The 26,290-nt window shown below is 72.9% G+C and carries 21 protein-coding genes; 13 read left to right on the forward strand and 8 right to left on the reverse strand.

Annotated elements, in window-relative coordinates:
- Positions 1–50: 50 nt before the first annotated feature.
- A complete protein-coding gene (locus MRB58_RS06985; RefSeq protein ID WP_244781001.1) occupies positions 51–2,252 on the forward strand; it encodes a glycosyltransferase family 2 protein in 2,202 nt (733 codons plus the stop codon).
- Between the two features lie 110 nt (positions 2,253–2,362).
- Here the strand turns inward: MRB58_RS06985 and MRB58_RS06990 are convergent, their stop codons facing one another.
- The 4 genes from MRB58_RS06990 to MRB58_RS07005 form a co-directional block, all read right to left on the reverse strand.
- Complete coding sequence (locus MRB58_RS06990; RefSeq protein WP_244781002.1) at positions 2,363–3,343, reverse strand: biotin-dependent carboxyltransferase family protein; 981 nt, start codon at positions 3,341–3,343, stop codon at positions 2,363–2,365.
- A complete protein-coding gene (locus tag MRB58_RS06995; protein WP_244781003.1) occupies positions 3,340–4,047 on the reverse strand; it encodes an allophanate hydrolase subunit 1 in 708 nt (235 codons plus the stop codon). Before MRB58_RS06995 ends, MRB58_RS06990 begins: the two co-directional genes overlap by 4 nt.
- Before the next feature lie 7 nt (positions 4,048–4,054).
- The gene (locus tag MRB58_RS07000) at positions 4,055–4,813 is read right to left on the reverse strand and encodes a LamB/YcsF family protein (RefSeq protein ID WP_244781004.1); all 759 of its coding nucleotides are present in this window, start codon (positions 4,811–4,813) and stop codon (positions 4,055–4,057) included.
- Between the two features lie 97 nt (positions 4,814–4,910).
- On the reverse strand, positions 4,911–6,248 hold the full coding sequence (locus MRB58_RS07005; protein ID WP_244781005.1) for an aspartate aminotransferase family protein: 1,338 nt from the start codon (positions 6,246–6,248) through the stop codon (positions 4,911–4,913).
- 322 nt (positions 6,249–6,570) lie between these two features.
- Here MRB58_RS07005 and MRB58_RS07010 point away from each other — a divergent pair, with 322 nt between their 5' ends.
- From MRB58_RS07010 to MRB58_RS07055, 10 genes are all read left to right on the forward strand, one after another.
- Positions 6,571–8,817 carry a PAS domain-containing sensor histidine kinase gene (locus MRB58_RS07010; RefSeq protein ID WP_244781006.1) on the forward strand — a complete coding sequence of 749 codons (2,247 nt, stop codon included), beginning with the start codon at positions 6,571–6,573 and terminating at the stop codon, positions 8,815–8,817.
- An 88-nt stretch (positions 8,818–8,905) separates the two neighbouring features.
- Complete coding sequence (gene tsaE, locus MRB58_RS07015; RefSeq protein WP_244781008.1) at positions 8,906–10,369, forward strand: tRNA (adenosine(37)-N6)-threonylcarbamoyltransferase complex ATPase subunit type 1 TsaE; 1,464 nt, start codon at positions 8,906–8,908, stop codon at positions 10,367–10,369.
- Positions 10,366–11,082 (forward strand): nucleotidyltransferase family protein, encoded by a 717-nt coding sequence (locus tag MRB58_RS07020; protein ID WP_244781009.1) that lies wholly within the window; start codon positions 10,366–10,368, stop codon positions 11,080–11,082. Before tsaE ends, MRB58_RS07020 begins: the two co-directional genes overlap by 4 nt.
- Positions 11,079–13,952, forward strand: a complete 2,874-nt coding sequence (locus MRB58_RS07025) for a PD-(D/E)XK nuclease family protein (RefSeq protein ID WP_244781010.1) — start codon at positions 11,079–11,081, stop codon at positions 13,950–13,952. Before MRB58_RS07020 ends, MRB58_RS07025 begins: the two co-directional genes overlap by 4 nt.
- Entirely contained in the window at positions 13,949–17,311 is a 3,363-nt protein-coding gene (addA, locus tag MRB58_RS07030; RefSeq protein WP_244781011.1) for a double-strand break repair helicase AddA, read from the forward strand. The genes MRB58_RS07025 and addA overlap by 4 nt, the downstream gene beginning before the upstream one ends.
- A 58-nt stretch (positions 17,312–17,369) precedes the next feature.
- On the forward strand, positions 17,370–17,690 hold the full coding sequence (gene trxA, locus MRB58_RS07035; RefSeq protein ID WP_244781012.1) for a thioredoxin TrxA: 321 nt from the start codon (positions 17,370–17,372) through the stop codon (positions 17,688–17,690).
- A 9-nt stretch (positions 17,691–17,699) separates the two neighbouring features.
- Positions 17,700–18,362, forward strand: coding sequence for a nucleotide exchange factor GrpE (gene grpE, locus MRB58_RS07040; RefSeq protein WP_244781013.1), 663 nt, complete (start codon positions 17,700–17,702; stop codon positions 18,360–18,362).
- Between the two features lie 86 nt (positions 18,363–18,448).
- The gene (locus MRB58_RS07045; RefSeq protein WP_244781014.1) at positions 18,449–19,630 is read left to right on the forward strand and encodes a capsular biosynthesis protein; all 1,182 of its coding nucleotides are present in this window, start codon (positions 18,449–18,451) and stop codon (positions 19,628–19,630) included.
- Between the two features lie 69 nt (positions 19,631–19,699).
- A complete protein-coding gene (locus tag MRB58_RS07050; RefSeq protein ID WP_244781015.1) occupies positions 19,700–20,698 on the forward strand; it encodes an adenosine kinase in 999 nt (332 codons plus the stop codon).
- Between the two features lie 37 nt (positions 20,699–20,735).
- Positions 20,736–21,785 (forward strand): TraB/GumN family protein, encoded by a 1,050-nt coding sequence (locus tag MRB58_RS07055; protein WP_244781016.1) that lies wholly within the window; start codon positions 20,736–20,738, stop codon positions 21,783–21,785.
- A gap of 66 nt (positions 21,786–21,851) precedes the next feature.
- On the opposite strand, the gene MRB58_RS07060 is transcribed toward MRB58_RS07055, so the two are convergent.
- From MRB58_RS07060 to MRB58_RS07075, 4 genes are all read right to left on the reverse strand, one after another.
- Positions 21,852–22,322 (reverse strand): molybdenum cofactor biosynthesis protein MoaE, encoded by a 471-nt coding sequence (locus tag MRB58_RS07060; protein ID WP_244781017.1) that lies wholly within the window; start codon positions 22,320–22,322, stop codon positions 21,852–21,854.
- A gap of 4 nt (positions 22,323–22,326) precedes the next feature.
- Positions 22,327–22,578, reverse strand: coding sequence for a molybdopterin converting factor subunit 1 (gene moaD, locus MRB58_RS07065; RefSeq protein WP_244781018.1), 252 nt, complete (start codon positions 22,576–22,578; stop codon positions 22,327–22,329).
- On the reverse strand, positions 22,568–23,125 hold the full coding sequence (gene pgsA / locus MRB58_RS07070; protein ID WP_244781019.1) for a CDP-diacylglycerol--glycerol-3-phosphate 3-phosphatidyltransferase: 558 nt from the start codon (positions 23,123–23,125) through the stop codon (positions 22,568–22,570). Before pgsA ends, moaD begins: the two co-directional genes overlap by 11 nt.
- A 110-nt stretch (positions 23,126–23,235) precedes the next feature.
- The gene (locus MRB58_RS07075) at positions 23,236–23,712 is read right to left on the reverse strand and encodes a DUF2244 domain-containing protein (RefSeq protein WP_244781020.1); all 477 of its coding nucleotides are present in this window, start codon (positions 23,710–23,712) and stop codon (positions 23,236–23,238) included.
- Positions 23,713–23,895: 183 nt separating this feature from the next.
- Here MRB58_RS07075 and MRB58_RS07080 point away from each other — a divergent pair, with 183 nt between their 5' ends.
- Together MRB58_RS07080 and MRB58_RS07085 are read left to right on the forward strand one after the other, a co-directional pair.
- The gene (locus MRB58_RS07080; RefSeq protein WP_244781021.1) at positions 23,896–25,623 is read left to right on the forward strand and encodes an ABC transporter permease; all 1,728 of its coding nucleotides are present in this window, start codon (positions 23,896–23,898) and stop codon (positions 25,621–25,623) included.
- Positions 25,620–26,273, forward strand: coding sequence for an ATP-binding cassette domain-containing protein (locus MRB58_RS07085; protein WP_244781022.1), 654 nt, complete (start codon positions 25,620–25,622; stop codon positions 26,271–26,273). Before MRB58_RS07080 ends, MRB58_RS07085 begins: the two co-directional genes overlap by 4 nt.
- Positions 26,274–26,290: the final 17 nt, after the last annotated feature.

Genomic DNA, 26,290 nt, shown 5'->3' on the forward strand with positions numbered 1-26,290 from the left:
CAATCTTAGCGTGATTATCTGGCGCGACCCACAACGAGGGATCGCACCCGGTGTTTCGCTCGCGGCTCTTCCCGGTTCGGGCCTTCCTCGTTCGGCTCGCCCCCGCCCGGCTGTTTCTTGTCCGGCTGTTTCTCGCCCGGCGACCGGGCGCCCGGCCCGCACGCCCCCCGGCCGCCTCTGACGCGCCGAGGCTCCGCCGCCGGTCCGTCTTCGCGGCACCGTCGCAGCGCGCCGGCCCGGCCGCCCCATCCCCGGTCGCACCCTTCCCCGCCGCCCCCGCCGCACGCTTCCCCCCCGCGCCGGAGCCGGAGCCCTTCTCCGCGACCTTCGCCCACGTCGCCCCACGCCGGCCGCGGCTGACCGCGCGGGACGCCTGCTTCGCGCTCGGCGCCGCCAACCGCGGCCCCAGCGCGGCACGCCGTCGCGGCCCCCTGCCCGATGTCGCCCGATCCATCGCGCTGGCAGAGCCGCAGGATTGCCTCGATGCCGCGTTCGCGTCCGAGCGTTGGCGGCCCTCGGCGGTCAACCGCGCCGCGCGGCGCCCGTGCGCCAACCCGCCCCCCTTCCGCGACGTGGACTATTTCGCCGCGCTCGCCCGCTGGCTCGGCTGCGCGTTCGACCGTGGGCCCGGCCTCGCCGCCCTCGCCCGGCACCAGCGGCTCGACGTCACGACCTCCGACGACGGCGTCGTCCTGCGCGGCGATCGTGACGGCAAGCCCTACATCGCCATCGTCCCGGCGCTCGGCTGGCTGCCGCACCTCGGCGCCCTCGTCGCCGAGACGCCGGCCTATGCGGACGAGATTACCATCGTCCCGCCACAAGCCGTGGTCGAGGCGCTGGGCGACCGTGGCCCGGTCGTCGCGCACGGACGGCTCGATCCCCTGCATGGCGTGCCCGACCGCGACCTGGCCGACCGCGTGCTGACGCCCGGTCAGGCCGTCACCCTCGCCAGCTTCGGAGCGGTGCTCCTGTTCGCGCTGTTGGTGCACCCGATCGCCAGCCTGATGGTGCTGATCGCGGCCATGACGACGGTGCTGATCGGCTACGCGGCGAGCCGTGCGATGGCGCTCGCGGGGCATGCCAGCGGCGCTCCGCCGCGCCGCCGCCTCAAGTCGCGGGAGCTTCCCGAATATTCGATCCTCGTCCCGCTCTACAAGGAGGACGAGGGGTTGAAGCACCTCGTCGCCGCGCTCACCCGGCTCGACTATCCGCCCGACAAGCTGGACATCCAGTTCCTGGTCGAGGTCGACGACACGGTCACCCAGCGCGCGGTGCTGCGCGAGGCGCACGACCTGCGCTGCCGCATGACGATCGTGCCGGCGGGCCTGCCACGGACCAAGCCGCGGGCGCTCAATATCGGGCTGCGCCAGGCGCGCGGCAGCCTCGTCACGATCTTCGACGCGGAGGACCGGCCCGACCCCAAGCAGCTGCGCATCGCGGCCGAGACCTTCGCCGCCGCCCCGCCCCGGCTCGCCGCCGTGCAGGCGCACCTCACGATCGACCACATGAGCGACAATTGGCTGACGAAGATGTTCGCGATCGAGTATGCGTGCCTCTTCGACCATATCCTGCCGATGGTGGCCGCCGAGGGCCGGCTGCTGCTGCTCGGCGGCACCTCCAACCACTTCCGCACCGACGCGCTGGTCGAGGCGGGCGGGTGGGACCCCTACAACGTCACCGAGGATGCCGACCTCGCCGTGCGACTGTGCCGCAGCGGCTACCGCATCGCGATGATCGACTCCCACACCTGGGAGGAGGCACCCGTCTCGATCGAGGCGTGGCTGAAGCAGCGCTCCCGCTGGTTCAAGGGCTTCATTCAGACCTGGCTCGTCCACAACCGCCAGCCGCTGGCTTTCCTGCGCGAGGCCGGCCCGGCCGACACGCTGGTCTTCCACGTCTTCATCCTCGGCGCGCTGACGGCAGCGCTCGCCCATTGCGCCTTCCTGGTGCAACTCGCCCTGGTGCTGCTGGGCGAGCCGGTGCTCTTCGGCCAGTCCATCTGGCTGGGCGGCCTGCAGACGCTCGCCGTCGCCGTCGGCTACGGCACCAGCTTCATCCTGGGCGTGCGCAGCATCCAACGCCGCCGCAGCGGGGCGATCAGCCCATGGGCCGTCGCATGGTTCCCGGTCTACTGGGTCCTGATGGGCGTCGCGGTGCTGATCGCAGTGCACGACATCGTGCGCAAGCCCCACCACTGGCGCAAGACCACACACGGCGTCGCCGCCCGGCCGCGCCGCATCACCGCCCATTGATCCCCTTGCGCGCCCCCCGCGTCCGCGCGCCCCCTCACCTCGCCGCACGGGCGCGCCGTCCGCCCCCGTCCCTCGGTGATCTCGGGTGCCTGCGCGACGCCGGCGCGACCTCAGGGTGCCGCGTCCTGCCCCCACACCCCGCCGACGAGGTTCACCCGCGCCAGCAGCTCGGCGTCGAACTCGCGGCGGATGCGCGGCACCGGCGTGGCGATCGCATCGAGCAGGGCGCGGCGGCGCGCGGCCGCCTCGCCCACGTCGACCCAGCGGAAGCGAACCTCATCGCGGGGCCGGCGCTGGGCCAGCCGCGGCCGGTCGGCTGCCGCGATGACGCAGATCTTGGGGTACCCCCCCGTCGGCGCACGGTCGGCGAGCTGCACGATCGGCTGTCCGTTGCCCGGCACCTGCATCGCCCCCTCGACGATCCCGTCCGAGACGATGTCGTGGCTGACCGCCTCGACCTTGGGACCGACCAGCGTGTAGCCCATCCGGTCGATCGCGTCGGAGAGGTGGAAGGGCTCGGCCGCGAAGGTCGCGCGGATCGCCTCGGAAAACATGTGCTGCTGCGGCCCCGGCAGCACCGCGACGGGGCCGGCGTCGTCGTACGGGTCGTCGAACAGCTCCGGCGCGGCAGGGTCGACGGCGGCGCAGGCGAAGCCGGACGCGAGATCGCGCTTGCCGAAGCCGGTGCGGGCATTGGTGGCGAACGAGCCCAGGACCGGCGCGCCGTAGTCGATCCCCTCGACCGTCACGTAGGCCCACATGCCGTGGCGGCCGGGGGTGAGCGACAGCGTCTCGCCCGCCTCCAGGGTGATGCGGGCCGGCGGCGTCAGCGTCGTCTCGCCGATCCGCACGACGAAGCCCGGCCCCGTCACCGCGACGCGCACCGTCCCCCCCTCGGCCACGAACCGCGCCCCGCCGAGGCCGACCTCGAAGGCCGCCGGCGCGTCCACCAGGCGCCGCGCCAGCCGGTAGCGCACCCAGTCCATCGGCCCCGATTCGGAGACGCCGTAACGCATCGCGCCGCGCCGCCCGGCGTCCTGCACGGTGATGAAGGGGTTGGGGTCGACGACCCGGATCCGCGCGCCGCTCACGCGTCCGCCCTTTTCAGGCCGCCGCCGTCGCGCGTCAGCCGCTCCAGCTCGGCGGCGCAGACGGGCTCGAACGTCAGCCGGTCGCCCACGGCGAAGGGGACCATCGGATCGGCGTCCTTGTCGAACAGGGTGAGCGCGGTACGGCCGACGACGTACCACCCCGTCGGCATCGACACCGAGGCGAGCACCGCCATCCCGGCGGCGATGATGATGCTGCCGGCCGGGATCGGCGGTCGCGGCTTCTGCCGGCGCGGCAGCGTCAGCGTCTGGTCGATGCCGGAGAGGTAGGCATAGCCGGGCGCGAAGCCGTACATGCCCACTTGGTAGCGGCTCGCCGCCAGCCGCTCGCGCACGGTGTCGGGCGGCATGTCGAGCCCGCGCGCCGCCTCGTCGAGGTCTTCGGCGCAGGTGGCCTCGAAGCAGGCCGGGACGATCCATTCCGCGCTCGTGGTGCCGGCTCCGGCGCCCTCCTCGGGCAGCGCCTCCAGGATGGCGTCCCGCGTGGTGACGTCCGGATCGAACAGGACGAGCAGCGAGCGGAAGGTCGGCACCGCCTCGACGAAGCCCTCCGGCGCCGCGGCCTCCAGCGCCGCGAAGAGCGCCGCGACGCGCCGCCCGACGGCCTGGTCGATCGCCTCGCCATATTCGATCACGAACGCCGCCTCGCCGCTGGGGCGGATCGTGGCACCCTCTAGCCAGGACATCAGCGCGTCATGCGAAGGCGGCGACGCGGATGCCGGCCGCTTCCAGCGCCCCGCGCACCGCCGCGGCGACACCCACCGCGTGCGGGTTGTCGCCATGGACGCAGATCGAGTGCACCGGGGTGGCGACCTTGGTGCCGTCGTGGGCGATGATGGCCCGCGCCCGCATCATCTCCACCGTGCGCGCGGCGGCGACATCGGCCTCGTGAATGATGGAGCCCGGCTTGGCGCGGGACATCAGCTGCCCGTCCGCCTCGTAGGCGCGGTCGGCGAAGATCTCGGACGCCACGGTGAGGCCGGCCTCCAGCCCGGCGCGCTCCAGCTCCGTCGCGGCGACGGCCAGCAGCGTGAGCGACGGGTCGACCGCCTTGACCGCGGCGACGATCGCCTCGGCCGCCGCGCGGTCGGCGCAGGCGAAGTTGGAGAGCGCGCCGTGTGCCTTCACATGCCGCACCGGAACGCCGACGAGCGCCGCCATCGCCGCGAACGCCCCGACCTGGTAGGCGACCATCCGCGTCAGCGCCGCGGGCGCCATCGGAAGGACGCGGCGGCCGAAGCCGGGCTTGTCGTCGAAGCCGGGGTGGGCGCCGACGGCGACGCCGTTCGCCTTGGCGATCTCCAGGGTGGCGGCCATCGTGTCCGGGTCGCCGGCGTGGAAACCGCAGGCGATGTTCGCCGTGGTCACGATCTCGAGGATCGCCGCGTCGTCCCCCATCGTCCAGGGGCCATAGCTCTCGCCGCAATCGGCGTTCAGGTCGATCGTCGTCATGCCGTCCTCCGTCCACGCACAATGAAGCAGGATCGGCGCCATGCGGGAAGACGCCGCGCGGTTCGGACTGGCATGCGCCCACCGCCGCGTGGACGGCTCAAGCCGCCGCGGGGAGCACGTCGTCGATGGCGGCGGTGATCCGGGCGGCGATCTCGTCGACGTCGCCGGCGGTGACGATGTAGGGCGGGGCGAGCATGACGTGGTCGCCCCTCACGCCGTCGATCACGCCGCCCATCGGGTAGCACATGATGTCCCGCGCGAAGGCGGCGGCCTTGATGCGGGCGTGGGTCTTCGCCTCGGCCGGAAGCGGCGCCTTGGTGTCCCGGTCGGCCACCAGCTCGATGCCGAGGAAGAGGCCGCGGCCGCGGATGTCGCCCACATTGGGGTGCTGGCCCAGCCTCGCCTCCAGCTGCGAGCGCAGCCGCTCGCCCATCGCGCGCACGTTGGCGATCAGGTCCCGCTCCTCGAACGCGGTGAGGACGGCGATGCCGGCGGCGCAGGCCACCGGGTGGCCCATGTAGGTGTGGCCGTGCTGGAAGGCGCCGGAACCCGACGCGATGGTGCGGTGGATCTCCTCGTTCACCAGCATCGCGCCGATCGGCTGGTAGCCGGCGCCGAGGCCCTTGGCGACGAGGACGATGTCGGGCCGGACCGCGTCCGCCTCGCAGGCGAAGAGGTGCCCGGTGCGGCCCATCCCGCACATCACCTCGTCGAGGATCAGGAGCACGCCGTAGGTGTCGCAAATCTGGCGGATGCGGGCGAAGTAGCCGGCGACGGCGGGGACCGCGCCCATGGTCGCGCCGACCACAGGCTCGGCAATGAAGGCGGCGACCGTCTCCGGGCCGAGGCGCAGGATCTCGGCCTCGAGCTCGTCGGCGGCGCGCAGGCCGTAGGCCTCCGCGCTTTCGCCGGGTTCGCCGAACCGCCAGTAGTGGCAGGGCGCGATGTGGCTGGTCGCGTCGGTCAAGAGCGGGGCGAACTGGCGCCGGCGCCAGGCGTTGCCGCCCGCCGCGAGCGCGCCCAACGTGTTGCCATGGTAGCTCTGCCGGCGGGCGACGATGCGGAAGCGGTCCTCGCCCTTCTCCAGGAAATATTGCCGGGCGAGCTTGAGCGAGGCCTCCGCCGCCTCCGACCCGCCGGACACGAAGTAGACCCGGCCGATCCCCTCCGGTGCGCGCTCCACCAGCATCGCGGCGAGCCGCTCGGCCGGCTCGGAGGTGAAGAAGCCGGTGTGGGCATAGGGCAACGCGTCGACCTGGGTCTTGATGGCGTCGGCCACGGTGCGGTCGGAGTGGCCGAGACAGGAGACCGCGGCGCCGCCGCACGCATCGATGATACGCCGGCCGTCGGCGGTGAGGATGGTGATGCCCTCGCCCGATACCGCGACGGGAAGGTCGGCGGCCGAAGCCCGCTGGAAGACGTGGGGAGACGGCATGGGAGGCTCCTGCGGGCGCGCGCGAACGGGCCGAATGTAGGCCCTCGCGCCCCTGGTTGCACGTCTCCGCTCGGCAGAATCGCCTCGGCGGATCGCGTGGCCCGCCGCCGCCCCGGCCGCACGCCGGCCCCGCCTGATCCCGCCGCTCGCCCTCGCGGTGCGCGCCGGGAGCGGCGCCGGGCGGCCGGGCCGGGGCGAGGGTTGTGGGCGCGCCAGCCTGTCACCCCCCGTTTGCATTTCACTCCACTCCATATGGCGGTACCCTCGGATCCGATTCGCGACACGGAGGTGGGATGAGCGACGCGCCGCGCGAGGGGCTGACATGCTGACGGCCTGGGCCGTGACGGCGGCGGCGAGCGCGCTGGCCGGCCTCGTCGTGGCGCGGGCCCGTCATGCCACACGAGCGGCCGCGGGCACCGCCCACGACCGCTCCATCGACGACGCCCGCATCGCCCTCGCCGAGCTGGCACTCGCCCGCGGTGCGCTGGGCGCCGCCCGCCTGATGCCGTCCGGCGACGTGATCGCCTGCGGCGAGGTTCCCGCCGCCGTCGTCGCCGCGCTGGAGGCACCGCGGGCCGAGGGTCCGCTCGCCGCCGCCGCACGGCAGACGGGCCGCACCGGCCAGCCCTTCCGGCTCGACATCGCGGCGGAGGCCGGCCCGCCGCGTCTCGTCACCGGCTCGCTGGAAGGCGGGCACCCCACGCTCTTCGTCGAGCCGGCGCCGGAGGTCTGCGCCAGCGCCCCGAACGACGCCGCCGGCCGCCTCGGCGCCCTCATCACCGCCGCGCCCTACCCCGCGTGGGTCGAGGGCGAGGGCGGCGCGACGGTATGGTCCAATCCCTCCTATTCGCGTGCCATCGGCGGCGCGGCGCACGGCGGCGACTCGCTGCTCGACGCCAACGCCCGCACCCAGCTCGGCGCCGGCGAGGCGGGAGGGCCGGTGCACCAGCGCGTGCAGACCGTCGTCGCCGGCGAGCGCCGCCACCTCGACGTCAGCGCCGAGATGCAAGGGGGCACCCTCGCCGCCCTCGCCGTCGACGTCACCGACACCGTCCACGCGATGAGCGTGCAGGCCCGCGCGCTGGAGAGCCACGCGGCGACGTTCGACCTGCTCGCCACCGCCGTCGCCATCTACGGCCCGGACCGGCGCCTCGTGTTCCACAACGCGGCATTCCAGCGCCTGTTCGAGCTTCCCGGCACCTTCCTCGAACACGCCCCGTTCGAGGACCAGGTGCTCGACCGACTGCGCGCCGAGCGGCGCCTGCCCGAAACCGCCGACTTCAAGGCCTGGAAGCGCGACCAGCTGAAGGGTTACGAGACGCGCGAGAGCTTCGAGCGCTGGTGGCACCTGCCGGACGGGCAGACGCTGCGCGTGGTCGCCAATCCGGGAGCCGACGGGGGCGTCACCTACGTCTACGAAAACGTCACCCAGCAGCTGGCACTGGAGCGGCAGTACAATGCCCTGTCGCGCGTCCAGGCCGAAACGATCGACAATCTCGGCGAGGGGATCGCGAGCTTCGGTCCGGACGGCCTGCTGCGCCTCGCCAATCCCGCCTTCTGGACGCTGACGGACGTCCCTCCGGTCGACATCGGCGAGCACGTCAACACCATCGCGGCCAAGGCGCCCGACGCGGAGGCCGGCATCTGGGCCGCGCTGACCGAGCGCGTCACCGGCCTGACCGACCACCGCACTCCCACCGGCGGCCGCATGGAGCGCGCTACCGGCCGCACGCTCGACTACGCCTTCTCGCCGCTGCCCGACGGGTCGACCCTCGCCACTTTCTCCGACGTGACCGACTCGGTGAACATCGCCAAGGCGCTGGTCGACCGCAACAACGCGCTGGTGGAGGCCGACCGGCTGAAGAACGCCTTCATCGAGCATGTCTCCTACGAGCTGCGCTCGCCGCTCAACTCCATCATCGGCTTCACCCAGCTCCTGACCCGACCGGAGACGGGCGACCTCTCCGCCAAGCAGCGCGACTACGCCAACTTCGTGCTCACCTCGTCCGAGGCGCTCCTCGTCATCATCGACGGTGTCCTCGACCTCGCCTCGATCGACGCGGGGGTGATGGAGCTGACCATCGCCCCGGTCGACGTCACCGCCACCATGCGCCAGGTCTGCGACGGGTTGAAGGACCGCATCGTCGAGGCCGGACTCGACGTGGAAGTCGCCGTCGCCGACGACGCGCGTGTCTTCCCCGGCGACGAGATGCGCGTGCGCCAGGTGCTCTTCAACCTCGTCTCCAACGCCGTCACCCACTCCCCGCCCGGCGCTTCGATCACCGTCGCGTCGCGCCGGGACGGGGACTACGTGGCGCTTTCGGTGCGCGACCGCGGGCCGGGGATCAGCGAGGACAATGCCGAGGCGGTGTTCGAGCGGTTCAACACCTCCGGCGCGCACGGACGGCGCCGCGGTGTCGGGCTCGGCCTGTCGCTGGTCAAGAGCTTCGTCGAGTTGCACGGCGGCACGGTCTCCGTCGCGCCGACCGACGGACCGGGGGCCGAGTTGGTGGTGCGCTTCCCACGGCAGCAGGCGGGCGTCGAGACGCACCTCCTCGACGCCGCGTGAGGCCTCGCTTTATACTGCCGGGCCCGCGCGGTCGCGGCGCGCGCCACTCATCCCACGGTAAGCTCCGCCCTGTGAAACGCCTCGCCTCATGACCCGCCTCGCGGAGCCGCCCGACCCCGACACCCCCGTCACCGTCGCGATCCCCATCGCCTCCGAGGACGCGATGCTGACCCTCGGCGTGGAGATCGCCGCGACGCTCCGGCGGGGCGACCGCGTCGCCCTCGTCGGCGATCTCGGGGCCGGCAAGTCGACGTTGGCGCGTGCGACGCTGCGCAGCCTCGCCGGCGACCCGGCGTTCGAGGTGCCGAGCCCGACCTTCACCATCGTCCAGGACTACCCCGAGCTGACGCCTCCCGTGCGCCACGTCGACCTCTACCGCGTCGGCGAAGGGGACCTCGCCGAGCTGGGCCTCGGCGAGGGCGACGCCGCGGAGCTGATCGAGTGGCCGCGCGAGCCCCTGCCGGTCACCGTCGCCATCGCCTTCGCCGCCGATCCGAACGCCCGCGACGTGACGATCACGGCGCCGTCCGCCTGGGCCGCCCGCCTCGCCCGCCAGCGCGCGGCAACCGCCTTCCTCGCCCGCGCCGGGTGGGGCGAGGCCCGCCGCCAGCCGCTCAAGACCGACGCATCCACCCGCGGCTACGCACGCGTCACCGGCAGCGCCACGCGCGCCGTGCTGATGGATTCGCCCGTCTTCACGCCCGGCCCCGGCAGCTATCCGGTCCGCGCCCGGCTGGCCGACGGCAATCTCGGCGCCTTCCTCGCGATGGGTGCGGCCCTGCGCGGCGCCGGCCTCGTCGCGCCGACGGCGATTGCCGTCGACATGACCGACGGCTTCCTCCTCATGGAGGATTTCGGTGACGACAAGATCGCCGGGCCGGACGGCATCTACCCCGAGCGCTACGCCGTCGCCGCCGCGGCGCTCGCCGCCTTCCACGAGGCGCCGCCGGAGCTGCCCCTCGCCGGCCCGCCGCCCTACCGGCCGCCGATGTTCGACGCGGACCTCTCGGCGATCGAGGTCGCGCTCTTCCCCGAGTGGTATCAGCGCGCCCCGCTCGACCCCGAGTACGCCGCCATGTGGCGCGCCGTCATCGAGGCCCTGCCGCGCGACGACGACCGTCTGGCCTTACGGGATTTCCACTCCCCCAACCTGATGTGGCTGTCGGGCGAAGAAGGAATTTCGCGGATCGGCTTTCTGGACTATCAGGACGCTATGATCGCACCCAGCGCCTACGACATGGTCTCGCTCGCCCAGGACGCGCGCGTCGACGTGCCCGACGACGTCGAGGCCGACCTCGTCGCGTGCTACCTCGCCGCGCGCCCGTCGGTCGACCCCGCGCAATTCCGCCGCGCCTACCACGTGCTCGGCGCACAGCGGGCGACACGGGTGCTCGGCGTCTTCCGCCGCCTCAACGATCGGGACGGCAAGCCGCAATACCTCGCCCATCTCCCGCGCGTGCGCCGGGCGCTCGCCAAGAACCTCACCGCCGAACCGTCGCTCGCCCCGCTGGCCGCCTGGTTCGCCACCCATTCGGACGTGATGAGCGCATGAGCGGTCTCTCTGCGATGATCTTCGCCGCCGGCCGCGGCACGCGCATGCGGCCCTTGACGGCGATCACCCCCAAACCCCTCATCGAGGTGTTCGGCAAGGCGATGATCGACCATGTGTTCACCCGGCTCGACGATGCCGGGGTGAAACGCTACGTCGTCAACGTCCACTACCTCGCCGACATGATCGAGGTGCACGTGCGACGCCACGCGCCGGGCGCGGTGACGATCTCTGACGAACGCAAGCGCCTGCTCGACACCGGCGGCGGGCTCGTCAAGGCACTGCCGCAGCTCGGCTCGGATCCCTTCATCGTCGCCAATTCGGACACCTTCTGGCTGGAGGGCGCGTCACCGACGCTGAAGCGCGTGATCGAAGCGTTCGACCCGGAGCGGATGGACGCGATGCTGGTGCTCGCACCCACCGTGACCGCCGTCGGCTACGACGGGCGGGGCGACTTCGAGCTGGGCACCGACGGGCGCCTGACGCGGCGCCGCCAGTACACCGTGGCGCCGTTCGTCTACGCCGGCTGCGCGATGATCTCGCCCGCCGCGCTGGCCGATCCGCCGGGCGAGGTGTTCTCCCTCAACGCCATCTTCGACCGGTCGATCGCCAACGGCCGCCTGTTCGGCGTGCGGCTCGACGGGTTGTGGCTGCATGTCGGCACGCCGCGAGCCATAGTCGACGCGGAGCGAGCCATCCGCGCCAGCGCGGCGTGAGGGTCCTCTCGGTCGACCCCTGCGACCCCTTCCTGCCGACGCTGGCCGCGCGCCTCGCCGATGGGACGCTCTGGCCGGGCGGCATGCCGGACGACCCGCTGGCCCTCGGCGACGCCACCGTCTACCTGCCCACCCGCCGCGCCGCCCGCGCCCTCGCCACCGCCTTCCTCGACGTCGCCCCGGGCGCGGCCACCGTGTTGCCGCGCATCGAAGCGCTCGGCGACCCCGAGGAGGTGCCCGAGGGTCGCGCCGGCGTCATGGGTCAGCTCGAGGCGCGGGTCGTCCTGGCGCGGCTGATCCGCACCTGGGCCGGGGCGATCGAGCCGCGCGATCCGGGGATGCGCCCGCTCGTCTCGACCTCCGGCCCGGACTCGGTGCGCCTCGCCGACGACCTCCTCGCCCTGCTCGACCAGGTGGAGACCCAGGAGGCCGACTGGCGGGATCTGCCGGGGCTGGTGGAGCGGACCGACCTCGCCGCCCACTGGAAGATCACCACCGACTTCCTGACCATCGCCACCGAGGCGTGGCCCGCCCATCTCGCCGCCGCCGAGAAGATCACCGAGGCCGCCGCCCGCCGTGCCGACGCCGAGGCCGCAGCCCGCCATATCGCGGAAGCGCGCGGCCCCATCGTCGTCGCCGGCTCCACCGGGTCGATCCCGGCGACGCGCCGGCTGATCTCTGCGATCGCCGAGAGCCCCTGGGGCGTCGTCGTGCTGCCGGGGTTCGACCGCGCCGCGGACCCGGCCGACTGGGGCGCCCTCGCCGAGGCGCACGACGCGCCCGGCCATGTGCAATACGGCATGAAGCAGCTCGTCGACACGCTGGGGATCGCCCCGGAGGGCGTCGCCCGGCTCGCACCGCCGGCGCCCTCCGCGACGCCCGCCGCCCGCACCGCGACCCTCGCCGCCTCGCTGCGCCCGGCCGCCGCCACCGGCGCCTGGCGCGAGGACCGCATGAACGCCGGCGTCGCCGAAGCGTTCGACGGGCTGACGATGGTCGAGGCGGCGGACGAGCGCGAGGAGGCCGCCGCCATCGCGATCGCCATGCGCCAGTCCGTGGCGCTGGGCGAGACGGTCGCGCTCATCACCCCGCACCGTGCGCTGGCCCGGCGCGTGACGCATCAGCTCCGCCTGTGGGACATCCGGGTCGACGACTCGGGCGGCGAGCCGCTGGCGACGACGCCGGCCGGGGTGCTCGCCCGCCTCGTCGCCGCGACCGCGTTCGGTGGCGGCGCGGCGGAGTGGCTGGCGCTCCTGAAGCACGCGGGCCTCGCGATCGAGGCCGAGCCGGGCGCCGTCGCCGCGGTGGAGCGGCTGCTGCGCGGCCCTCGCATCGGCCCCGGCCGCATGTTCGACGCGATGGCCAGCAAGGAGCCGGCCGCCGCGCTCGCCGAGACCCTGCGCACCGCCTACGCACCGCTCCTCGCGCTGTCCCGGACCGCCAGTGTCGGCACCTTCGCCGCCGCGCTGAAGACCGTGTTCGAGGCGCTCTCGGACCCTGCCCTCGGCTCGCGCGAGCCGGTCCTCGCCATGCTGACCGAGCTGGCCGAGCGGCACGAGCTGACGCTGCCCGCCGGCGACTGGCCGGCGACGTTCGAGGCGCTGATCGCCGGCATCGTCGTCCGCGCGCGACCGATCGACGACGCGGTGCGCATCCTGGGGCCGCTGGAAGCGCGGCTCCAGTCGTTCGACCACGCGGTGCTGGGCGGGCTCAACGAGGGCACCTGGCCCGCCGCGCCCGACGCCGGCCCCTGGATGAGCCGCGGCATGATGGGCGCCTTCGGGATCGACCTGCCGGAGCGCCGCATCGGCCTCTCCGCGCACGACTTCTTCACCGCAGCGCATCAGCCGCGCGTGACGCTGACGCGCGCCCGCAAGGCCGCCGGCGAGCCGACGGTCGCCTCGCGCTGGTGGCAGCGCCTCGCCGCCTTCGCCGGGGATGCCAAAAAGCCCGCCTATGAGCGCGGCGCGGCGCTGGCCGCGTGGGCCCGCATGCTGGACGAGCGCCCCGCCGTGCGCCCGGCCCCGCGGCCCGAGCCCAAGCCGCCGGTCGCCGCCCGTCCGGCATCCTTCTCCGTCACCGAGATCGCTCGGCTGGTGCGCGATCCGTACGCCATCTACGCGCGGCGCATCCTGGGCCTGAAGCCGCTCGATCCGCTGGAGCAGGAGCCCGACGCCGGCAACCGCGGCGAGCTCTTTCACGACGTGCTCGCCCGCTTCGTCGGCGGCGGGCACCATCGCGCGGCCACCGCCGCGGACGCCGAGGACGCCTTCCGCCGCATCCTCGACGCGGCGCTGCGCGAGCTCGACTTCGCGCCCGAAGCGCAGGCCCTCTGGGGCGCGCGGCTGCGCTACATCGCCCCCTTCATCCTGGAGGAGGAGCGCAAGCGCATGGACCGGGCGGACACCTCGCTGGTCGAGGTCGCGGCCGTCACCGACCTTCCCGGCGGGCCGACGCTGAACGGGCGCATCGACCGCATCGACCTCGGCGCCGCGGGGGCCGAGATCGTCGACTACAAAACCGGAAATCCCCCCACCGGAAAGCAGGTCAAGAGCTTCCTGGAGCCGCAGCTTCCGCTGGAGGCGGTACTCGTGCGCGCCGGTGCCGTCGAGCGCGTGCCGACCGACATCGCGCTGACGGGCCTCACCTATGTGGCGCTCGGCGCCGGCCGCGCCCCGGTGCGCTGGGCCGAGGTGGCGGGCGAGGAGAGCGCCGCCCTTGCCGACGAGGCGCGCGCCCGCCTCACCGCGCTCCACATGCTCTACCAGAGCGAGGATCAGGGCTACCTGTCGCGCGCCCGCCCGATGCGCGACAGCGACTCCGGCGACTACGACCACCTCGCCCGCGCCGCCGAGTGGCAGAACGAATGAGCCTGCGCGTCCCCCCCGAAGCCGACGACGCGCAGCGCCGCTCGTCCGACCCTGCCGCCTCCGTCTGGGTCTCGGCCAACGCCGGGGCGGGCAAGACCTACGTCTTGTCCCAACGCGTGGTACGCCTGCTCCTCTCGGGCGTCGCGCCGCGCACCATCTTGTGCCTCACCTACACCAACGCCGCGGCGGCCGAGATGGCGCAGCGCGTCTACAATGCGCTGGCGGTGCTGGCAGCGCTGCCGGACGACCGCCTCGCCGCGCACGTCGCCAAGCTCGCGCCGGACGCCGATCCCGACGCGGCGGCGCTGCGGGCGCGCACCCTCTTCGCCGAGGCGTTGGAGACGCCCGGCGGCCTCAAAGTCCAGACGATCCACGCCTTCGCGGCGGCACTCCTACGGCGCTTCCCGCTGGAGGCCAACATCTCCGGCTCGTTCCAGGTGCTCGACGACCCGATGCGCGAGGAGCTGACCGACCGCGCCATCGCCACCGTCCTCGCCCGCGCGACGCTCGACCCCGGCGGCCCGGTCGGCGACCTCGTCGACGCGATCCTGCCGCACATCTCCGACTTCGGCCTCGCCGCGAGCCTCAAGGCCGCGCTCGGCGAACGGCGCCGGCTGATCCGCTGGCTCGGCATGGGCGCCTCGACCGAGCGGCTGACGGAGAGCCTCGGCGGCGCCCTCGCCCCGCCCCAGCCGGGCCCGCCGCTGGGCGACGACGTCTGCCGCCGCCTCGCCGACGCGCTGCGGACCGCCGGCGTCGGCAAGGCGTCGCTGGAGCGGATCGAGGCGGCACTCGGTTGCCCCGCGGACGAGCGCGACGCCCGCTGGGCCGAGATTTTCCTCACCGCCGCCGGCGAGCCGCGCAAGCTGGGCGGCATCGTGCCGAAGAAGGTGCTGGACGGCTGGCCGGAGCTGGAGACCCTCGTCGCCGCCGAGCACGCGCGGCTCGACGCCGTCGCCGATGCCGAACGCGCCGCCGCCTCCATCGCCGCCACCGTGCCGCTGATGCAGCTCGCCTTCATGGTCGAGGAGGAGCTGACCGCCGCCAAGCGCCGCCGCGGCGTGATCGACTACGACGAGCAGATCGAGACCGCGATGAACCTGGTGCGCTCCGGCACCGCCGCCGCCTGGGTGCGCTACAAGCTCGACGAGGGGATCGACCACGTGATGGTCGACGAGGCGCAGGACACCTCCCCGCCGCAGTGGCAGCTCGTCGAAGCGCTGACGGGCGAGTTCTTCGCCGGCCAGGGCGCCAAGGACGTTCACCGCACGCTCTTCGTCGTGGGTGACGAGAAGCAGTCGATCTACTCCTTCCAGGGCGCCGCACCGCAACTCTTCGGCGAGAAGCGCGGCCACTACCGTGAGGCGGCGACCGAGGCGGGGCTCACCTTCCGCGCGGTCGACCTCGCCCACTCGATGCGCTCCGCCCCGCAGGTCCTCTCGGCGGTGGACCGCGTCTTCGCGGACGGGCCTCTCGCCGCCTCGGTCGGCGCCGGCGCCGGTGCGGTGCGCCACGTCGCCGTGAAAGACGGGCCCGGCGGGGTCGACCTCTGGCCCCTCTTCTACGACGAGGAGGACGAGAAGCCCGAGGCTTGGGACGCCCCGTTCGACCAGGCCCCGGAGAACGCCGGCGTCGTCAAGCTGGTGCGTGCCATCGCCGATGCGATCGAGGACTGGACCGACCCGCGCGGCACCGGCCCCGGCGGCGCGCCCCCGGTGAAGCCGGGCGACATCATGATCCTGACGCGAAAGCGCGGCAGCTTCGTCGGCCTGATGAACCGCGAGCTGAAGCTGCGGCACATCCCCACCGCCGGCGCCGACCGGCTGACCATCACCGACCATATCGCAGTGCAGGACATGGTCGCGCTCGCCCGCGCGCTGATCTCGCGCGACGACCTCTCGCTGGCGACCGTCCTGAAAAGCCCGCTCTTCGGCCTTTCCGAGGAGGCGCTTTTCACCGTCGCCCACGGCCGGGACGGGTCGCTGATGGCAGCGCTCGCGGAGACCGCCGACCCGGCCACCCGCGCCGCGCACGCCACGCTCGCCCGCTGGCGCGGCATGGCGCGCACGCTGCGCCCGTTCGATTTCTTCTCCGCCGTGCTCGTCGGCGAGGGGCGCCGGGCCGACTTCGCCGCCCGCCTCGGCTCGGAGGCCGAAGACGCCCTCGACGCCTTCCTCGACGAGGCGCTCGCCTTCGAGGGGCGGGACGTTCCCACGCTCGAAACCTTCCTGATGCGCCTGTCGAAGACCAAGGCGGAGCTGCGCCGCGTCGCCGACGGCACGCAGAACGCGGTGCGGGTGATGACCGCGCACGGCTCCAAGGGACTGGAGGCGAAGGTCGTCTTCCTCGCCGATGTCGGCGCGCAGGCGACCAACCCCAGCCGCAGCCCGGTGGTCGCCGTCCCCTCCCCGGCACCGGGCTACGAGGACGTCCTCGTCTACGCCCCGTCCAAGCCGTACCAGAGCGCGGCGGTGCGGGCGGTGCTGGCGGAAAAATCCGCCGCCGAACTCGCCGAGCACTACCGCCTCCTGTACGTCGCGATGACGCGGGCCGAGCAGCACCTCGTCGTCTGCGGGGCCTACGGCAAGAAGAAGCCCGCCGAGGGGATGTGGCACGAGGTGGTCCAGGCCGCCCTCGGCGCCGACGCGGCGACCGCCACGATGCCGAGCGGCGAGGGTCTCGCCTGGCGCAACCCCGCCCCCGGCACCCCGCCCGAGCCGGAGGCGCCGCGCCCCGAGACCCCGCCACCGCCGAGGCCCGCGTGGCTGACCGCCCCGGCCACCATCGCGCACGCGGCGCCCGAGCCGCTGGTGCCCTCGGCCGCCGAGCACCTCGCCGCCGTGGGCGACATCGCGGTCGAGCGGCGGCCGCTCGACGCGGTCTCGTTCGGCACGATCCTGCACCGCCTGCTGGAGCGCGACGAGCCGGTCGAGGCGATGCTCGCGCGCATCGCCGAGGCGCACCCGCGGCTGGCGCCCGAAGATGCCGCCGCCATCGCCCGCGAGGCGAAGGCCGTCCACGCCCTCCCCGCCCTGTCCGGACCGGCGCGCCACGAGGTCGACGTGATGGGCGACGTCACCGTCGACGGGGCGGTGCGGCGGGCCAGCGGGCGGATCGATCGCCTGCAATTATCCCCCGGCGCGGTGTTGATTGTGGATTACAAGACCGACCGCATCGTCCCCCGCCGGCCCGCCGACGCACCGCTCGCCTACCGCCGCCAGCTCGCCATTTATGCCGCGCTGGTGCGGCAGATGCTGCCGGATCGCGCCGTTTCGACCGCCATAGTGTGGACCGCCAGCGCCACAATGATGGAGATGGACGGGGTGCTGCCCGCTGTCGGCATGGCGCCCACTGCTTGACGCTCACCCGCCCCGTCCATACGTAGGCTGACAGTCTTCAGCGACAGTTAGGTGAGTGATGTCCTCCACAGCGGTCACGGACGCGACCTTCGACAGCGACGTCATCAAGAGCGACGAGCCCGTCGTCGTCGACTTTTGGGCGGAGTGGTGCGGTCCCTGCAAAATGATCTCCCCGGCGCTCGAAGAGATTGCCGCCGAGATGGACGGCAAGGTGAAAATCGCAAAAATGAACGTGGACGAGAACCAGGACACCGTCATGAAGTACGGCATCCGCTCGATCCCCACGCTCATCATGTTCAAGAACGGCGAGCCCGCGGCCACCCAGGTGGGTGCCGCCCCGAAGGGTAAGCTCGTCGATTGGATCAAGTCCTCGATCTAAGGACCGTCAATGTCTGACGAGACGAACAAGAACCAGCACGAGGGGGACACCCTCGTGCCCGACGCCGCCGAGATCATGGGCGCCGGCGAAGCGGCGGAGTCCGCCGAGCCGACGTCGACCGCCGGCGAATACGAAGCCGCCCTCGCCGAGGCTCGCGCCGAGGCCGAGGAGCTGCGCAACCAGATGCTGCGCGCCGTCGCGGAGGCCGAGAACGTGCGCCGCCGCGCCCAGCGCGACGTGTCGGACGCCCGGCAATATGCCGTGACGAGCTTCGCCCGCGATCTCCTCAACGTGGCCGACAATTTCGCCCGCGCGATGGACACCCTGAAGGACGCCGACCTCGAGACCCTGCCGCCCGAGGTGAAGAGCGTCGTGGAGGGGATCCAGATGACCGAGCGCGAGCTGAAGTCCGTCTTCGAGCGCCACGGCATCAAGACCATCGACCCCACGGGGCAGAAGTTCGACCCCAACCAGCATCAGGCGATGTTCGAGGTCGAGAACCCCGACATCGCCTCGGGCACCGTGGTGCAGACGGTCCAGCTCGGCTCGATGATCGGCGAACGCGTGCTGCGGCCGGCGATGGTGGGCGTCTCCAAGGGCGGTCCCAAGCCCGGCCAGGTCAAGCCGGAGGCCGGTGAGGACAGCGCCGAAGCGACCGGAGACGCGGCCTGACAGGACCCACGGTCCTCCTTCTCCAGGGCCCGCTCTCACCGCTCTACCGCCAGATCGCCCGCCACCTCGAAGCCGCGGGTGCGGGCGTGCGGCGGATCAATCTGTGCCCCGGCGACCGGGCGGCGTGGGGTCTCGCCCCTGCGACGGCCTATCGCGGGCGCCCGGCGGGTTGGCCGGCCTTCGTCGGCGGCTTCATGGAGCGGCACGGCGTCACCGCCGTCCTGATGCACTCCGAGCAGCGCCCCTATCACCACGAGGCCGCCGCGGAGGCGCGCAAGCGGGGCATCGACGTCATCGTCACCGAGCTGGGATACCTCCGGCCCGACTGGATGACGCTGGAGAAGAACGGCAACTCCGTCGACAGCCTGTTTCCGACCGACCCCGCCACCATCCGCGCCCTCGCCGCCGAGGCGCCCCCGGTCGACACCGCGGTGCGTTACCCGCGGGAGGCGGGGCTCGAAACGGTCGATGACCTGAAGACCAACCTTTCCAACGTCTTCGGCTGGTTCACCTACCCGCATTATCGCCAGCACGGGCTGTACCACCCGTTCGTCGCCTACGCGCGCTTCCTGTGGCGCGAGGGGCATGTCGGCCGGCGCACCGCCGCCGCGCAGGCCGTGCGCGACCGACTGACGGCGCCCTTCTTCCTCTTCGCGATGCAGACGGACACCGACTTTCAGATCCGCACCAACTCGCAATATTCCGACACGACCGAGGCGCTGGGCGAAGTGTTCGCCTCGTTCGCCGCGCACGCCCCCGCCGGCATGCGCCTCGTCCTGAAGAAGCACCCCGGCGACCTCGGCCCCGTCGACTGGGCGGCACGGGTGCCGCAGCTCGCCGCCGCCGCCGGGATCGAGGATCGGGTGGACTTCGTGGACGGGCTCGCGATGTCGGCCTGGACGCACGACGCCGCCGGGCTCGTCACCATCAACTCCTCCGCCGGGCTCGACGGGCTCGCCGCCGGCATCCCCACCATCACCCTCTCCCCCGCGATCTACGACGTGCCGGGCCTCACCGCGCAGCAGCCGCTGGACGCCTTCTGGACCGCGCCCCAAGCGCCCGACCCGGACCTCTTCGAGGCGTTCCGCCGGGCGCTCGCCGCCAGCGTGCAGGTGCGCGGCACGATCTACTCGCGTGCCGGCACCCAGGCGGCGGCGGAGGGAATCGCGGCGCGCATCGTGGCCGGCACCGTGAACGCCCCGGACGTGGCGGACCGGACCCCGCCGCGCTACCAACGGGCCGCCGCCCTGGGCATCCGCCCGCGCTGACACACTTGAATTGAGGTTGACCGGACCGGGCGCGCCATGGTGTGCCGGGCCCGCTTTTTGGAGACATGAATGACTGACGCACGCTTTGACGTTCTCGGCATCGGGAACGCCATCTTCGACATCCTCGGCCACGTCCACGACGACGCACTGGAGAAACTCGGCGTCGCCAAGGGCTCCATGCGCCTCGTCGACGAGGCGGAGGCCCGCGCGGTGGACGCGGTGCTGACCGACTCGGTGCGCGTGTCCGGCGGCTCGGCCGGCAACACCGTCGCCGGCGTCGCCTCGCTGGGGGGCCGTGCGGCGTTCATCGGCAAGGTGGCCGACGACGCCAACGGCGAAGCGTACGTCCACGACATGCGCCATGCCGGCGTCGCCTTCACCACGCCGCCCCTCATCGGCGGCGCGCCGACGGCGACGTCCACCATCCTGGTGACGCCGGACGGCGAGCGCACGATGAACACCTTCCTCGGCGCCAGCCAGGAGCTGACCGAGGCGGACATCACCGAAGGCCTCGTCGAGGACGCGGCGATCACCTTCCTCGAGGGCTACCTGTTCGACCCGCCGGCCGCGATGGCCGCCTTCCGCCTGGCCGCCAGCCGGGCCACCGCCGCCGGTCGCATCGCCGCGCTGACCCTGTCGGACTCGTTCTGCGTCGAGCGCCACCGCGACGACTTCATGACGCTGCTGAAGAGCGGCGACGTGGGCCTCTGCTTCGCCAACGCGGCCGAGGTGAAGTCCCTGTTCCAGACCGACGACCTCGACGCCGCGGCCGCCGAACTCGGCAAGCTGGTGCCGACCGCGGTCGTCACGATGAGCGAGAAGGGCGCGCGCGTCATCACCGATGGCGAGGCGGCGGACGTGCCGGCCGACCCGGTGAAGGTGGTTGATCTCACCGGCGCGGGCGACCTCTTCGCCGGCGGCTTCATGCTGGGCCATGCCCGCGGCCTTGCCCCGGCGGACTGCGCCCGTCTCGGTGCGATTTGCGCGGCGGAGGTGATCTCTCATTTCGGCGCCCGTCCGCAGACGACGCTGGCCGACCTTGCCAAGACGGCCGGCTTCACGTTCTGATCGTCTCCGTGTCCGATTGGGCGGACGAGGCAAGCCGTTGAAGATCGTAGCGCGTTGGTTCGTCGCCGCCTCCGTGGTGGCGACGCTCGGGACGGCGGCAACCGGGGCGACGGCCGACTGCGGTCCGTCTCCCGGCCCCGACGCCATGCTGATCGCCGAGCCGACCGCCGCCGCGGCCATCGCCGAGGCGCGTGCCGGCATGCCCAACGCGGAGGGCCGGCTGTGGCGCGTCGAGACCGAGCCGCCATCCTACCTGGTCGGCACCTTCCACCTCGCAGCCGGCGGCATCGCTCAGCCGGGCGAGACGCTCACCGCGCTCGTGACCCGCGCCTCGGGCCTCTACCTGGAGCTCGAAAGCTCCACCATGACCGAAGAGCTGGCACGGTGGAGTGCCAACCCCAAGAACATCTTCCGCAGCGGTGACAGCAGTTTCACCGACGCCATGAGCCCCGCCGAACGCGAGCACGCGGAGGAGGTGCTCGCCGGGTACGGGATGCCGCTCGTCGTCGCCGAGCAGATGCGCCCGCTGATCCTCGTCGGCCTGCTCAGCCTCCCGCCCTGCGCCCTCGCCGAGGCCGACGCGCCCGGGCTCGACGAGGAACTGGAGCGCATCGCCGTGGAGGCCGACGTCGAGGTCTCGGGGCTGGAGACGGTGGCCGAGCAGATCGACGCGCTGGAGGGTCAGCCGGAGGTCATGGACCAGATCCTGCGCATGACGCTGTCGCTGGGTGCGGACGACAGGGCGATGTGGTTCACCAACATCGCCCTCTACCGTACCCGGCATATCGGTGCGATCTGGACGATGGGTCTGCGGGAGATGGCCGCCCTCGTCGGCGAGGACGAGGCGGAGAGGATCGGCGACGTCTTCTGGGAGGCGATGGTGGCGCGGCGCAACCGCACGATGCTGCAACGGATGCTGCCGGGCCTGCGTGAAGGCGGCAAGGTCGTCGCCGTCGGCGCGCTGCACCTGCCGGGGGAGGACGGTCTCGTCGCCCTCCTGCGCGAGGCGGGGCTCAGGGTGACCCGCGTCGCCAGCGATCCGCACACGCCGGCCCCGCCCCGCCTGGGGCTGGAGGATCCGGACTGAGCAGGGGCTCCGTGCGCGCTCGCGTTCCGCTAGCGTCTACCTACGGCCGCCTCGCCGCGCAGGGCCTCAGGCGGTGACCGTCGGCCTCGCCCACCGGTCGCGCGCGGCATCGTCGGCCTCCTTGGCCTCGATCCATGCGCCGACCGTCCCGTCGAGGAGGTGCTCGCGCTTCCAGAACGGCGCGTCGGTCTTCAGGAAGTCCATCACGAAGCGGACGGCGTCGAACGCGGCGTCACGATGGACCGACCCCGCGGCGACGAGCACGATCGGCTCGCCCACCTTCACCATGCCGGTGCGATGCACCACCAGGAGGTCGAACAGCTCCCAGCGCGCGTGCGCCTCGTCCATGATGCGGCCGATCTCGGCCTCCGCCATGCCGGGATAATGTTCCAGCTCCAACGCCACGAGCCGGCCCTTCTCGCCGCGGCATTTGCCGACGAAAGCGGCCATCGCGCCGGTATCGTCGCACGGCGCGAGCTCGGCGAACCAGGCCTTCGGGTCGAGCGGATCGTCGAGGATGGTGACGTGCGCGCGCATCGGCTCAGCCGCCGGTCATCGGCGGAAACAGCGCCACCTCGCGCGCCCCCGCGACGGGCGTATCGTGCGTGACGTGCCGCTGGTCGACGGCAACGCGGATGAAGCGATCCTGCTCGAGCGCGTGCGCGTAGCCCTCGCCCCGGCTCTTCAGCCACAGGATCAGGTCGCCGGCGGTGGCCACCTCCTGCGGCACCACGATGTCCTCTTCCGGCACGCCGATCCGCTCGCGCACCCATGCGAAGTACTTAAGCTTCATGACTCCCCCAGTTGTGGCGCGTGCCCCAGACGTACTGGGCGCCGCTGACCACCGTCATGACGGTCGCGACCCACAAGATGGCGAGTCCGGCCCAGTTCGCAATAACCGGAAAGGGAACCAGCGGCGCGGCGATGAGGACGGCGAGGGCGACGAGCTGCACCGTGGTCTTCCATTTGGCCAGCATCGAGGCCGGGACGACCACCTCCTTGCTGGCCAGATGCTCGCGCAGTCCGGCGATCGCGGTCTCGCGCGTGAGGATCAACGCGGCGGCCAGCGCATGGACGCCGTGGATCGATCCCTCCGCGCAGAGCATCAGCAACGTCACGCTGACGAGCATCTTGTCGGCGATGGAATCGAGCATCCGGCCGAAGGCGGTGGTCTGATTCAGCGTGCGGGCGAGGTAGCCGTCGAGCCAGTCGGTCGCCGCGGCGAGGACGAAGAGCGTCAGCGCCAGGCCCCGGTGAGGACCGAAGGGCCAGGCCAGCGTCACCGCGACCGCCAGGACGGCGATGCAGCGGAACCAGGTCAGGAGCGTTGGTAAATTCATAGGTTTTTCTAGGACAGTTCCGCGCCTCGGTCCAAGCCCAACGCGGTGTACGCTTCGGCGGTTGCGTCGCGGACCGTCCGGCCGGGCGGTCCTGCCGGTCCGGGCGTGCCTCAGCCTCGGCCGCGGCTGCGGCTGATCGCATCGGACAGCGCGCTGGCGAAGCTGGCCCGGTCCGCCGGATTGAGGAAGGCGCCGATGACGACGGCGCGACCGTGCGAGCCGATCTCGAGGTTGACGACGTCCTCGTCGCGCCGGACGACGGCGAGGCGGGCCCATGCGGTCTGGAAGCGGTGCTCACGGACGCGGCCGGCGGGGGAGACCTTGCGGATCAGCACCTCGCTCGGGGTGACGGTGATCTCCTCGAACTGGCGGCCGGAGCGGTAGGAGAGCTTGAAGGCGCCCCAGACGAGGAGGATGTCCGCCACGGCGAAGAGGGAGACCGGCCACGCGCCGATCGCCCAGGTGCGCAGCGCCGCGAACCCCATTGCGCCCGCGACCACCGCCATCAGAACGAGATAGCCGCGGCGGGTGAGCGACCGGTGCGGGAAGAGGACCGCGTGGAAGGGTTCTGCCTCGGCGATGGACATGCGCCCACTATAGCGCCCGCCGGCCGGCGCGACGATGCCCCCGTCGCGCCGCGACGCGCGGCCGGCAAGCCTCGCCCAGCGGCGGTGCGCGGTCGCGATCGGTTGATTTTTCCGCCGCGGCACCCGAACTAGGCTCGCCGACGCGGCGTGCGCCGCGTGCAGATCATGGCCAGGTGGGATGGAATGAGGCGCCGCGACTATGACGGGCGGGACGCGGCGCCGCGGCGCCCCCGGCCGGCCGGCGGCGGGGGGCCGGCGGCCGCGGCGGGCGTCGCCGTCAAGCTCGTCATCGCCGTGCCGGTGGGCGCCGGGCTCGTCGGCGTGCTTCTGCCGGCATTCGGCTACCTGCCGCCCATCGGCGCCGACCAGCCTGGGCTCGCCGCGTTCGCCGCCCTCGCCGCCCGCCCCGGCCTCGCCCATTCGGCGGCGCTGTCGGTCGGGACGGCACTGGCGGCGACCCTCGTCTCGCTGGCGGCCACGGCGTCGATCCTGGCGGCGACGTTCGGCACGCGGGCGATGGCGGTCACGGATCGGCTGCTGGCGCCGCTCTTGTCGGTGCCGCATGCGGCCGCGGCGCTCGGGTTCGTGCTGCTGTTCGCGCCCTCCGGCCTGGTCCTGCGGCTCCTGTCGCCGTGGGCCACCGGGCTGCGGGTCCCGCCCGATATCGCGCTGGTGCAAGACCCGTGGGGGATCGCCCTCACCGTGGCCCTCGTCATGAAGGAGACGCCCTTTCTGGTGCTGATGGCCCTCGCCGCGCTGGGACAGATCGAAGCGCGGCCCCGCGTCGCCATGGCGCGGGCGCTCGGCTACGGGCGGATGGCGGCGTTCCTGCACGGGGTGTGGCCGCTGGTCTACCGGCAGATCAAGCTGCCGGTGCTGGCCGTGCTCGCCTTCTGCGTCTCGGTGGTCGACGTGGCGATGATCCTGGGGCCGACGCGCCCGCCCCCCCTCGCCGTGCGCCTCCTCACCGAGCTCCACGCGGCCGACATCGACGCCTGGCTCGTCGGCAGTGCCGGCGCGGTGCTGCTGCTGGGGCTGATGGGCGCCCTGGTCCTCGCCTGGCTCGCGCTGGAGCGCGCCGCGGGGTGGGCGCTGGCCCGGCTGCGCGACGGCGGCTGGCGCGCCCGGCGCGACCGGCTGGCCCGTATCGCCGCCATGGCCTTCGCCGCGGCATTGACCGGCACGATGGCGCTCGCGGTGGTCGGCCTGTGCGTGCAGTCGGTCGCCGGCTACTGGCCGTTTCCGCAGGTGCTGCCCGCCAACGTCAGCGCCGCGTCCTGGGTCGAGCGCCTGCCGGGCGTGCTCGACACGCTGGCGACCACGCTCGGCATCGCCATCGGCGCGACGGCGCTGTCGCTGCCGCTGGCGGTGGCGCTGCTGGCGAGCGGCGTGCGCGTGGGCGGGCTGATCTACCTGCCGCTGATCGTGCCGCAAGTCGCTTTCCTGTTCGGTCTGGCGACGCTCGTCATCGCCATGGGGGTGACGGCCGGGCCGGTCCTCGTCACCCTCACGCACGTCCTCTTCACGCTGCCTTATGCCCTCATCGCGCTGTCCGGCCCCTGGGCCGCACTCGACCCGCGCTACGAGATGGCGGCGCGCAGCTTCGGCCTGCCGTGGTGGCGCCGCTTCGTCATGGTCCGGCTGGCGCTGCTGACGCGGCCGCTGGCGGTCGCGGCGGCGCTCGGCGTCGCGGTCAGCGTCGCGCTCTACGTGCCGACGCGCATCGTCGGCGGCGGGCGCGTCGCCACCATCACCACCGAAGCGGTCGCGGCGGCCACCGGCGGCGACCGGCGGCTGGTCGCCATGCTCGCCCTCATGCAGCTGGCGCTCCCCTTCGTCGCCTTTGCGCTGGCGCGGGGCGGGCCGGCGCTCGCCTTCCGCCACCGCCGCGCCATGCAGGGCCGCGCATGAGCCTGGAGATCGACCTCGCCGTCGCGCTGCGCGGGCGCACCATGGCCACGCTGAAGGCGACCGTCGAGCCGGGAGCCGTGCTCTCGGTGATCGGCCCGTCGGGCGGCGGCAAGACCTCGCTGCTCCTGGCCGTCGCCGGACTGCTGGACGCGCCCTTCACCGTCACCGGCACCGTGACACGCGACGGCACAGACCTCACTCCGCTGCCGCCCGAGCGCCGCCGCATGGGGCTGATGTTCCAGGACGCGCTCCTCTACCCGCACATGTCGGTGGTGCAGAACGTCCTCTTCGCGGTGCCGCGGCGGGAGGCCGGGCGGCGCCTGACGCGGGCCGAGCGCCGCGCCCGTGCCGAAGCCAACCTCGCCCGTGTCGAGATGGGGCACGCCGCCGCACGCGACCCGGACACGCTCTCGGGCGGCCAGACGAGCCGTGTGGCACTGGCGCGCACGCTCGCCTCGGCGCCGCGAACGCTGCTGCTGGACGAGCCGTTCTCGGCGCTGGACCCGGCGCTCCGGGCCCAGGTGCGGGCGTTCGTCTTCGACCTGGCGCGGCAGGACGGGCTGCCCGTCGTCATGGTCAGCCACGACCCGGCGGACGCGGAGGCGGCGGGGGGCCAGATCATCGAGATCCGGTCTTGCCAAGCAGGGTGATGATCCTGATATAGGGC

It is taken from the genome of Acuticoccus sp. I52.16.1 (genome assembly GCF_022865125.1).
Taxonomy (GTDB): domain Bacteria; phylum Pseudomonadota; class Alphaproteobacteria; order Rhizobiales; family Amorphaceae; genus Acuticoccus.

What these genes read in the sequence shown, in the direction of transcription:
- MRB58_RS06995 (WP_244781003.1), bottom strand. Translation starts at nt 4,047, where the DNA reads ATGTCCTGGCTAGAGGGTGCCACGATCCGCCCCAGCGGCGAGGCGGCG.
- MRB58_RS07000 (WP_244781004.1), bottom strand. Translation starts at nt 4,813, where the DNA reads ATGACGACGATCGACCTGAACGCCGATTGCGGCGAGAGCTATGGCCCC.
- MRB58_RS07005 (WP_244781005.1), bottom strand. Translation starts at nt 6,248, where the DNA reads ATGCCGTCTCCCCACGTCTTCCAGCGGGCTTCGGCCGCCGACCTTCCC.
- MRB58_RS07010 (WP_244781006.1), top strand. Translation starts at nt 6,571, where the DNA reads ATGCTGACGGCCTGGGCCGTGACGGCGGCGGCGAGCGCGCTGGCCGGC.
- tsaE (WP_244781008.1), top strand. Translation starts at nt 8,906, where the DNA reads ATGACCCGCCTCGCGGAGCCGCCCGACCCCGACACCCCCGTCACCGTC.
- MRB58_RS07020 (WP_244781009.1), top strand. Translation starts at nt 10,366, where the DNA reads ATGAGCGGTCTCTCTGCGATGATCTTCGCCGCCGGCCGCGGCACGCGC.
- addA (WP_244781011.1), top strand. Translation starts at nt 13,949, where the DNA reads ATGAGCCTGCGCGTCCCCCCCGAAGCCGACGACGCGCAGCGCCGCTCG.
- trxA (WP_244781012.1), top strand. Translation starts at nt 17,370, where the DNA reads ATGTCCTCCACAGCGGTCACGGACGCGACCTTCGACAGCGACGTCATC.
- grpE (WP_244781013.1), top strand. Translation starts at nt 17,700, where the DNA reads ATGTCTGACGAGACGAACAAGAACCAGCACGAGGGGGACACCCTCGTG.
- MRB58_RS07050 (WP_244781015.1), top strand. Translation starts at nt 19,700, where the DNA reads ATGACTGACGCACGCTTTGACGTTCTCGGCATCGGGAACGCCATCTTC.
- MRB58_RS07060 (WP_244781017.1), bottom strand. Translation starts at nt 22,322, where the DNA reads ATGCGCGCGCACGTCACCATCCTCGACGATCCGCTCGACCCGAAGGCC.
- moaD (WP_244781018.1), bottom strand. Translation starts at nt 22,578, where the DNA reads ATGAAGCTTAAGTACTTCGCATGGGTGCGCGAGCGGATCGGCGTGCCG.
- pgsA (WP_244781019.1), bottom strand. Translation starts at nt 23,125, where the DNA reads ATGAATTTACCAACGCTCCTGACCTGGTTCCGCTGCATCGCCGTCCTG.
- MRB58_RS07075 (WP_244781020.1), bottom strand. Translation starts at nt 23,712, where the DNA reads ATGTCCATCGCCGAGGCAGAACCCTTCCACGCGGTCCTCTTCCCGCAC.
- MRB58_RS07080 (WP_244781021.1), top strand. Translation starts at nt 23,896, where the DNA reads ATGAGGCGCCGCGACTATGACGGGCGGGACGCGGCGCCGCGGCGCCCC.
- MRB58_RS07085 (WP_244781022.1), top strand. Translation starts at nt 25,620, where the DNA reads ATGAGCCTGGAGATCGACCTCGCCGTCGCGCTGCGCGGGCGCACCATG.